Source organism: Methylobacterium soli (assembly GCF_008806385.1).
GTDB classification, from domain to species: Bacteria; Pseudomonadota; Alphaproteobacteria; order Rhizobiales; family Beijerinckiaceae; genus Methylobacterium; species Methylobacterium soli.
This window is the reverse complement of record NZ_VZZK01000049.1, coordinates 20,542-28,513: the sequence shown is the minus strand read 5'-3', so window position 1 is coordinate 28,513 and position 7,972 is coordinate 20,542. Positions and strand designations below refer to the sequence as shown.

Sequence of the window (7,972 nt, the reverse complement as noted above, 5' to 3'; positions counted from 1 at the left end):
AAGCCCAACACCGACGACATGCGCGATGCGCCCTCGCTCTCCATCATCGCGGGGCTGCAGGATGCGGGCGCGCGGATCCGGGCCTACGACCCGGAAGGGATGGAGCAGGCGCGCCCCCTTCTGCCGGAGATCGCCTATGCGAGCGACCCTTACGATTGCGCCGAAGGCGCGGACGCGCTCGTGCTCGTGACCGAGTGGGATGCGTTCCGGGCCCTCGATTTCGAGCGGCTGCGCGCCACGATGGCGGCGCCCGTGGTGGTAGACCTGCGCAACGTCTACCGGGCCGAGGACATCGCGCGGCGCGGATTCCGCTACACCAGCGTCGGTCAAGCCGGCTAGACCTAGAGCGCGGAGCTGAGAGTGATCGGCAGCCTTTAGCTCCCGGCCTTAGCATCTCGCTTCACCCGAAATCGAATGCCAGCTCCACCACCGTTCTCTGGGATGAACTCTAAACCAGCGCGCTCGAATGCATCGATGATTAGGCGTGCATTAGCACTGATCATTCGGCCGTCCTCGGACTTCAGCTCGAAGGCAGAAATTGTTGGCTTGGGCACACCAGATGCGTCGGCGAGTTCCTGCTGCTGCCACCCAGTCAGTGCGCGAGCAGCACGCACAAGGCGGGGCGTGAGGGAAATTTTGTGTTTCGACATCGGTACGCCTGAAGCCCCAAAATCGAGGGAATGCGGCCAAAAACCATTATCCAGTTATAGGGCTATTGACTGGAACGTAGGCATGAACATATAACCGAGTGATAGAAAGTCAGTTTGGTTGGTCCCATGTCGTTAAGCCGTGCCATTTCGTGGTCCTCTGCCCTGGAGAGCCTGCGCGCCAATCGCACGCAAATTTCGGCAGCCGAGCTAAGAGCCGCTCTCACTGCCAACGGCTTCGCTAAGCTCGCGGCAGCTCGGGCTCAAGCGTCCGCTCGCAGTCATCCTCTATTTGTAGCCGGTGCGTACAGCCGTTGCGCTATTATGTCTGTGGCCATCGTCTCCGCGAAGGCCCGCCGCTCTGTCACAGGCGAGTCCTGGAACATCTGCCTGTCGGCCGCTCTCAAAGGTACGTGGAAGGCTGCGAAGTTCGCCCGCCGCCTTGCGTTCGACCTTGAGCAGGGCAAGGCGCGTCGGGATAGCGATGCTCAGGTCCGCTTGGCGGTCCCCTCGATCAGCGAGGCAGAAGGGCAGGGGGAGCCGAACTTGGTCGGACCAAGGTCCATCCTTCGAATCCTTGATCGATCGCTGCCGCAGAATCCAAACCGCACTGCTCTAGACGTTTGGTCAGAACAACCGCGGCCTACGGTGACCGTTGGCCCGATCGCGGACACACGCTGAGGCAGCAGCCCCGGCGGCAAGGGCGCAGCCCCACACCCACTTCCAAGATCCTCCGAGCCAACGAGACGCCTCATGCCCGAGAAAAGACCGCGCTCACGCGCGGCTAATCCCGCACGTCTAACCGTCGCCTCCTTAGGACTCGAAGCGAAGCTCGTGTCCTGCAAGGGCGAGGCTGAACTCAAAGTTCTCATCGAGCGCTACGAGCAACTCCTCTGCGAGTGGGAGAGCCTGTCCTACCGCACGATCAAAGCCCTGGGCGACCGTTCGCACCCCAAGCCAAAGCGCTCCAATGCCCTTCGTCACCCCTGAGGACGTCGGAACCACGCCCCGCGGCTCGTTGTCCGCCAAGCGCCGGCTCCAAGCTTGGGAGCGCACCAGTGGCACCTGCGTCGTGTGCAACCAGCGCATCGACGGCGTCCGCGAGCGCTGGATTGTCGAGCACATCCGGGCTCTCGAGCTCGGCGGAGCCGACGAACTCGGAAACATGGGCCCAGCCCACGAACTATGCGGCCGGGCGAAAACACGCGATGATCACGCCCGTACCGCCCGGGCCAAACGGCAGAAGTTGCGCCACCTCGGAGCCGTCGTGACGACGTCTCCCTTGCCGGGCTCCCGCTCCAGCGCCTTCAAGCGCAAGGTCAACGGCACCGTGGTGCTCCGTACCGATCGCCGGCAGTCAGTCAGCGGGTCGCAGATTGAGACACGCTCTCCGGTCATTCCTCAAACCTTCGAAGCCGAGGGAACCGACTGCCAGCGGAACCGGTCCGTACCTCGGCCGTTACTCTCCGAGGTCGAGAACGGATCAAGAACGAGAGCTGTCGAGTCCACGCTCATGATCACCACCGAGGCCGCCGCGCCTGTGCACGACCACTCGATGCCCGCTGCTTCAGGCGAAATCCTGCCCGCACTCCCCCGCCATCTCGATTTCCTGCTCGAGGAGCGTCCGCTCCTCCCGGGCGAAACCGCTGAGCAGTACGACACCCTCCTGCGCACCTTCATCGGCCAAGTGAAGCCGGTGGACGTCATCGAGGCGATCTGGGTCAAGGACATCGTCGACCTGATCTGGGAGGCGAAGCGGTGCCGCCGCTGGCGCGGGCAGATCCTGGCGCAGGCGCGCCTTCAGGCCGCCACCGCGCTGATCCTCCCGGTGCTGGAGGCCCGGAACCATAACGCTTTCAAGCCGGATTTCGAGCAGCGCCGCGAGGCGGAAAGCCTCGCCTTAGGTTGGCTCGATGGCAATGCGAACGAGGCCCTTGCGACCGGAGAATTGCTCCGGGCGCGCGGCCTCACCCCCGCCGATGTCACGGCCCACGCCTTCCAGCTGAAGCTCCCCGACATTGAGCGCATCGAGCGGATGATCGCCTCCGCTGATCATCGTCGCGACACGCTCCTGCGCGAGATCGAGCGCAAGCGGGCGAGCGTCAGTCAGCTTCTGCGGGCCGCGTCCGCCGATGTGATCGACGTCGAGGCATCGGGGCGCGAGCCCCGCCGGGTCACGTCACCCCGCAACGGCCATGACGTCTGACCGTATGATCCTGGCCAATCGCCGGAATGCGCGGGCCAGCACCGGCCCGCGTACGGCGGAAGGCAAGGCGCGCTCGGCTCAGAATGCGCGCAGACACGGCCTGGCTGCGGCGGCATCCGATCCCCAGGCTGAGATTGAGGCCGAGCACCTCGCGGCGCTCCTTGCGGGAGACCTCGCCAGCGATCCAGCCATCCTGGAAGCCGCCCGCGCTGTCGCTGAGGCGCAGTCCCATCTCCAGCGCGTCCGTGCCGTCAAGATCGCGCTGATGCGGGACGCCGACTCTCCTGAGAGCCCGACGAGCGCGGAGACCCTGTCCACCCCGCTCGCCCCGTCTGAACTGCTCCAAGGTCTCGAACGACTGGCCCGCTACGAGCGCCGCGCCCTCTCGCTGCGCAAATCTGCCGTCCGGCGTCTGGAGACGCTCGCCCTTGAGGCACGGCGCCTGTTACCGGAAACGGCTTCTCAATGATGCGCTCCGCCACAGGCTGGCAAGCTGGACTTCGTGGATTGGCGCCTGCGGCCTTCTCCCACCCTTCTGGTCTCCGGAGCAATGGGCTGTGACAGAGGCACACTCGGCTGCGCATGTGCAAGCCGACCAGGCCGATCAGGCTGGATCGACCGCGACCAGCGCCCCGCGTCAGCGGTCCGTTCAGGACAGCAAAGCCCCGACCGCGTCCGCCGACGAGCTTTTGGAACAGGCAGCCGAAGCCCTCACCCGCAAAGCCATCCAGATGGCACTCGCGGGAAACGCGCCGGCCCTGCGCCATTGCCTCAACCGCCTCGCGTCCCTGCACAACGAGCGGCCGATTTCCTTCACCTTGCCCGCGATCAATGGGCCGGAGGATCTCCCCACAGCAACGCTCGCCTTGCTGCAAGCCGTCGCAGCGGGTGAGATCACGCCAGCTGAAGCGGCAGCGCTGGCCAGGCTGGTGGAGACACATATTCAAGCGGTCGAGGCGGCTGACTTCAACGAGAGGCTTCGCCGTCTCGAGGAAGCGCAAGACCTGTCGGCAGCGTCAAGCAGTTGAGTCGCTGGAGGAGATCACCATATGGTCGCTCGCCCGCTGCTGAAGCGTCTCGCTCGCCTCGAGGCCCTGCATGTTACGAATCGTCCGGGCATCGAGGATGAAGAAACGTCCGGCCTCAAGGAGGTTCTGCTCGTTCTCATCGCCTACCATCTCGGGGCCTTGCAACGCGATGAGGCTTTGGAGCCCGCCCTAGCTAGGGCGTTCGAGTGGGAAATAGCGCACGAGATCGATTGTGAACCCCAAAGCGGATTCCACCACCATCCGAAGTTCAACGAACGCTTCAACGATGCGCTGGAACGTCTCTTAGCCCGTCGTAAGGTAGGCTTTGCAGATCCGTGTACTGAGGTTGAGCATGCACTGATGGAACTGTTTCGTTGCCTGCCCGAGTGGTGCCGCGCCCATCCTACGCTCCGTGGTTTTGAACTGGACTACGGAAGCGCGGCTGAAAAGATACAATCAGACGATCAAGGCCGGCCGACGGAAGTAGTTGGCGTTGCCCGCGACCCCGTTGATATAATCAGGTCTCATCTTTATTGTGCAATACGCTGGAATTTATTTGGAAACGATTTGGCTGATTTAATCCATGCTTCGGATCCTACATACGCCTCGCGGTGGAGTTGGTCGGTCCCGCCCATCACACGGGACATGTCGCCTATCGAGGCGTTCGAGCTTTATCAGGCGGCGCTGAAGGAGGAGCCGCTGAAACGCCGCCCGCGGCGGTGATGGCGAGTCGCAACCCCGATTTGGGGCGAGGGCCGGCGCTTATCCAGGAGCTCCACGGGCAACTATGGCGGCGATGATCTTCGCCCGAGAGGGCTGCCTCGGTGATCTCTACAGTTGCCTCACAAATTGCCGACTATTTGTCGGCAAATGCTACACAAGATCACTCGAAATGCGCGATTTTCCCGAAGTTATTCCCAGGCCGCGGTCTGATTCGCGATGCCCTGGACCGCAATGGGTTCAATCAGGGGGCCGGTATAGTTGGCCGCGCCGTGAGCCGCCGCATCCAAGAAGGCCTGCACCTTAGCCTGAGACCGACCCTGAAACTCCGGAGATTCCGAGAAACCCACCAGGATGGCCTCAACCGATCGTCCGCTTGCCTTCCAACTCTCCAACTCACCAGCCGATCCGAACCGACCCAAAGCGTTGGCGTAGAAGCTTTGCAAGAGGGTGTCCGTGACGCTCGTCGCACCGTGAAGCTGCGCAAACTCGGGCGACTTCACGAAGTTGGCCGCGACGCTGAAAAGTGAATTGCCCTGCAGCGCATTCACATGTGCGTTAAGTCCGCCCTGATCCGGAACGCGCCCGAACGCAACGCTGTAGAGGCGCACGATTGGATCCACGTATGCGTCCGCCTCCGCGGACGTCGTGATGGCGGTGCGCACGTGGTTCGGTGCTACTCCGGCTGTCTCCTGTGCGAGCCAGAACTGCTGTTCGGACAGCGAGGCCGAGCGCTGCAGGACCGCCCGGTACACGCTGTTAATCTGATAACCTGTATCCTGACTGCCGGTGGTCGCTGCGCCGAGCACCGGAGCTCCGAGGTCCTTGAGCACGGCAAGATCGAGGTCCGAAACGCCGCGGATTGTGCCCGCCGGCAAGCCCAGCCCGGTCATCAGAGCGGCACTGGCCGCATCCCCACTCACAGAGCCGAGATGATAATACTGGCTCCCGTTCTGGATTGTCGTGACGGGTACGGGAGCACCGTAGGCTGCAACAGCGTGGGCGCCGGTAAACACCGCAGTCCCATCCGGCTCGACCACGACCAGCTTGTCCCACACAGATTCGGCGGAATCCGCACGCGCGCCGGTGCTGGTATTTCGGTATCCGACCACCCCGAAGGCGTGACCGAGTTCGTGAGTCAGGACCGTGATCGCATCATAACTGCGCGATGGAATGAAGGAGGAAACCGAGGGGTCCGCGCGAAGATAAAGCTGCCCGCTGGTGAGAGCCTGACTGTTGACTGTGATGCTGACATCCGGCGCGATTCCGTTCGCGTCAGCGCCGGTCAGGAGTTCCGTGATCGCGCCACTCTGGAAGACGACGCGGCCGCCGTCGGTCCCCGTCTGAACCTGCGTACCGGGAGCCGCCTGCGCCAGAACGCCGGTTTGCAGGGGCTGAACGTTCAATTGAATGTTGATCGTGCCATAGCCGCCAAGGTAATTCGACCAAGTGTCGAGGGCTACGCTCAGGCTGCGTACGAGGGCCGCAGCCTGCGAACTTTGACCAGGGTCGTTTAACGCGATCGTATAAGCGAAGGTCATGGTTCGGGATCAAAGGTTCGAGAAGTGGATTGCTTTGGCAAAGTCGTTCGAATCGCCACTGACAAAACCAAACGAAGAGCATAGCTCCGCCTTGATACAGAGAGGTCGTGCCAATGTGGATGGCGATTTCGCGTAAAGGGGAGGGTTTGCGCGGACGACAGACGCCTTTTCCGAACTCTGTGATGTTATTGCCTCGCGTCAGGATTTTGCGAGTTCGCCTGCGTTTGCGGCAAGAAGCCCAGGTACGACCAGCGGGTATCCAGCGAGGGCTTCTGATGGGCGTCTGAGCACCGACCTGTCTTGAGCGTCCCTGTTACAGCCTTCCATGAATTTGCACGCAGAACAGCAAGTTGGCGATTGCGGAGTGCTTCGGAGCGACGATTCGCTGAGAGGTGGTTTGAAGCCGCCACTTCAAATCGACCGTGACACGTAAACTTGATCAAGAATGTCGCGAAAGAACTACGATTAACAAAGGATTGAGTACGAGCTTCAGTCGGTATCATTCCGGTCAGGCCAGCCCAAGCCGCCGCTCATACGCCGGACGCGGTAAGATTCAGAGTCAGGGTTCCGATACCCGCAAGGGATACATATGCGATCTGAGCGAACTTGCTGATGGGACAGAATTCATGATTATGATCCTGCTCTGGGCTTGAAGTCGCGCACGAATGACCAATTTCGCCCCGTGTAAGAGGTCGATTCCGCGGAAAGCCGGCAATGTGGGACTTCGGGTTGTCCGCGCTCTTCGCGCCGGAGGATTGGCCGCGCGATGCTCAAGTACGGTTCGCATTCCTGCTCGGCGTCTGTGCTCTGCTGATCGTTGCATGGATGCGCGCGGCCCGAGCCAGACGTGCGGCTCGTCGCAAGCTCGTCGCGGTCACTGCGGAACTCCAATAGACAAGAGCGGCGCTCGCCGAGGAGGCACGCTGGCGGAAAGCGAGTGTCGAAGCGGGGTTGACTAAGGTGCCGCTTGAACTGAGTGAACCCTACGGGAACCCTGCCCCTGAACCCGCGCAGGAAGTCGACGGCTCCACGCGGGAGCCGCGTCTGAACCATCCACCGCGTCCTGCAGAATTGCCTTCTCCCACTGGCACGCCGTAGCCCCAGGGTCGGCGGCTATGTCCGCCCGCGCTCATCTCCGCGGTTCTCGCCACCCGGCCGCCTTCGCCTCGTCCTCCGAGCAGAACATGCGCTCGCCGGCTGCTTCGTCGATGGTGGTGCGGGTGTAGTCGCGGCTGCCCGGCAGGTGATAGACCTTGTCGCCGCTTCGGCTGATGTTGCCCTTGATCTGGCAGTTCAGAGCCGACGGCGACGGAACAGGTTCGACGCTGGTCTCCCTCGTTGCGCCGCGCGTGGCGCGGCGCCACGCAGACGGCTCCTCGAAGGTGCCCGCCCAGATGCCGCGCTTGGCGGCGCGTGCCCGAACCTCCTCACGGATGTAGTCCGGGGAGAAGCGCCGGTAGGCGATCGCGTGACCCTGTGACACCAACCAGGCGTTCAAATCCTCCGCTCCTTTCCGGCATACCGACACCGTGCGCCCGTACTGGTCCTTGTCGCGCGGCTCGCAGTCGACCGTCGCATCGCCGATGTGCTCGGCAAGCGCCAGCGCGGCCGTCTGCCCGCAGCGGTAATCCCGGCCGGAGGCGTCCTCGCACAGCTGCGCGCCCTCCGGGGCATCGATACCATAGAGGCGGATGCGCGTGTCGCGAATGACGAGGGTATCACCGTCGGTGACCGAGGCGCGGCCGACGATCGCTTCAACCGCAAGGGCGGGGCTGACAAGGAGCAGGCAAGCCACGGCCAAGCGCATCACGTGCCCACCTCGCAAATTCT

At 62.9% G+C, this 7,972-nt stretch carries 9 protein-coding genes; 6 read left to right on the top strand and 3 right to left on the bottom strand.

The genetic code is table 11. The annotated features are described in order from the left end of the window. A partial coding sequence (locus tag F6X53_RS33445; RefSeq protein ID WP_280526077.1) for a UDP binding domain-containing protein occupies nucleotides 1-339 on the top strand: 339 nt, incomplete at its 5' end. 35 nt (nucleotides 340-374) lie between these two features. Here F6X53_RS33445 and F6X53_RS28290 read toward each other — a convergent pair. Beyond that, the gene (locus F6X53_RS28290; RefSeq protein WP_151004671.1) at nucleotides 375-650 is read right to left on the bottom strand and encodes a helix-turn-helix domain-containing protein; all 276 of its coding nucleotides are present in this window, start codon (nucleotides 648-650) and stop codon (nucleotides 375-377) included. A gap of 750 nt (nucleotides 651-1,400) precedes the next feature. Here F6X53_RS28290 and F6X53_RS28280 point away from each other — a divergent pair. The 5 genes from F6X53_RS28280 to F6X53_RS28260 all read left to right on the top strand — a co-directional run bounded on the left by F6X53_RS28280 (nucleotide 1,401) and on the right by F6X53_RS28260 (nucleotide 4,604). Further along, nucleotides 1,401-1,637, top strand: a complete 237-nt coding sequence (locus F6X53_RS28280) for a hypothetical protein (RefSeq protein WP_151004669.1) — start codon at nucleotides 1,401-1,403, stop codon at nucleotides 1,635-1,637. Then, on the top strand, nucleotides 1,618-2,853 hold the full coding sequence (locus F6X53_RS28275) for an HNH endonuclease (protein ID WP_151004667.1): 1,236 nt from the start codon (nucleotides 1,618-1,620) through the stop codon (nucleotides 2,851-2,853). The genes F6X53_RS28280 and F6X53_RS28275 overlap by 20 nt, the downstream gene beginning before the upstream one ends. Nucleotides 2,854-2,857: 4 nt before the next feature. Continuing rightward, entirely contained in the window at nucleotides 2,858-3,322 is a 465-nt protein-coding gene (locus tag F6X53_RS28270) for a hypothetical protein (protein ID WP_151004666.1), read from the top strand. 88 nt (nucleotides 3,323-3,410) lie between these two features. After that, the gene (locus tag F6X53_RS28265; RefSeq protein WP_151004664.1) at nucleotides 3,411-3,881 is read left to right on the top strand and encodes a hypothetical protein; all 471 of its coding nucleotides are present in this window, start codon (nucleotides 3,411-3,413) and stop codon (nucleotides 3,879-3,881) included. Nucleotides 3,882-3,902: 21 nt separating this feature from the next. Further along, complete coding sequence (locus tag F6X53_RS28260; protein ID WP_151004662.1) at nucleotides 3,903-4,604, top strand: hypothetical protein; 702 nt, start codon at nucleotides 3,903-3,905, stop codon at nucleotides 4,602-4,604. Nucleotides 4,605-4,792: 188 nt separating this feature from the next. Here F6X53_RS28260 and F6X53_RS28255 read toward each other — a convergent pair whose 3' ends face one another. Together F6X53_RS28255 and F6X53_RS28250 are read right to left on the bottom strand one after the other, a co-directional pair. Then, nucleotides 4,793-6,142, bottom strand: coding sequence for a DUF4214 domain-containing protein (locus F6X53_RS28255; RefSeq protein WP_151004661.1), 1,350 nt, complete (start codon nucleotides 6,140-6,142; stop codon nucleotides 4,793-4,795). 1,129 nt (nucleotides 6,143-7,271) lie between these two features. Then, a complete protein-coding gene (locus F6X53_RS28250) occupies nucleotides 7,272-7,949 on the bottom strand; it encodes a thermonuclease family protein (protein WP_151004680.1) in 678 nt (225 codons plus the stop codon). Nucleotides 7,950-7,972: the final 23 nt, after the last annotated feature.

Coding starts and splice junctions, on each gene's coding strand:
- F6X53_RS28290 (WP_151004671.1), bottom strand. CDS start 650: ATGTCGAAACACAAAATTTCCCTCACGCCCCGCCTTGTGCGTGCTGCT.
- F6X53_RS28280 (WP_151004669.1), top strand. CDS start 1,401: ATGCCCGAGAAAAGACCGCGCTCACGCGCGGCTAATCCCGCACGTCTA.
- F6X53_RS28275 (WP_151004667.1), top strand. CDS start 1,618: ATGCCCTTCGTCACCCCTGAGGACGTCGGAACCACGCCCCGCGGCTCG.
- F6X53_RS28270 (WP_151004666.1), top strand. CDS start 2,858: ATGATCCTGGCCAATCGCCGGAATGCGCGGGCCAGCACCGGCCCGCGT.
- F6X53_RS28260 (WP_151004662.1), top strand. CDS start 3,903: ATGGTCGCTCGCCCGCTGCTGAAGCGTCTCGCTCGCCTCGAGGCCCTG.
- F6X53_RS28255 (WP_151004661.1), bottom strand. CDS start 6,142: ATGACCTTCGCTTATACGATCGCGTTAAACGACCCTGGTCAAAGTTCG.
- F6X53_RS28250 (WP_151004680.1), bottom strand. CDS start 7,949: ATGCGCTTGGCCGTGGCTTGCCTGCTCCTTGTCAGCCCCGCCCTTGCG.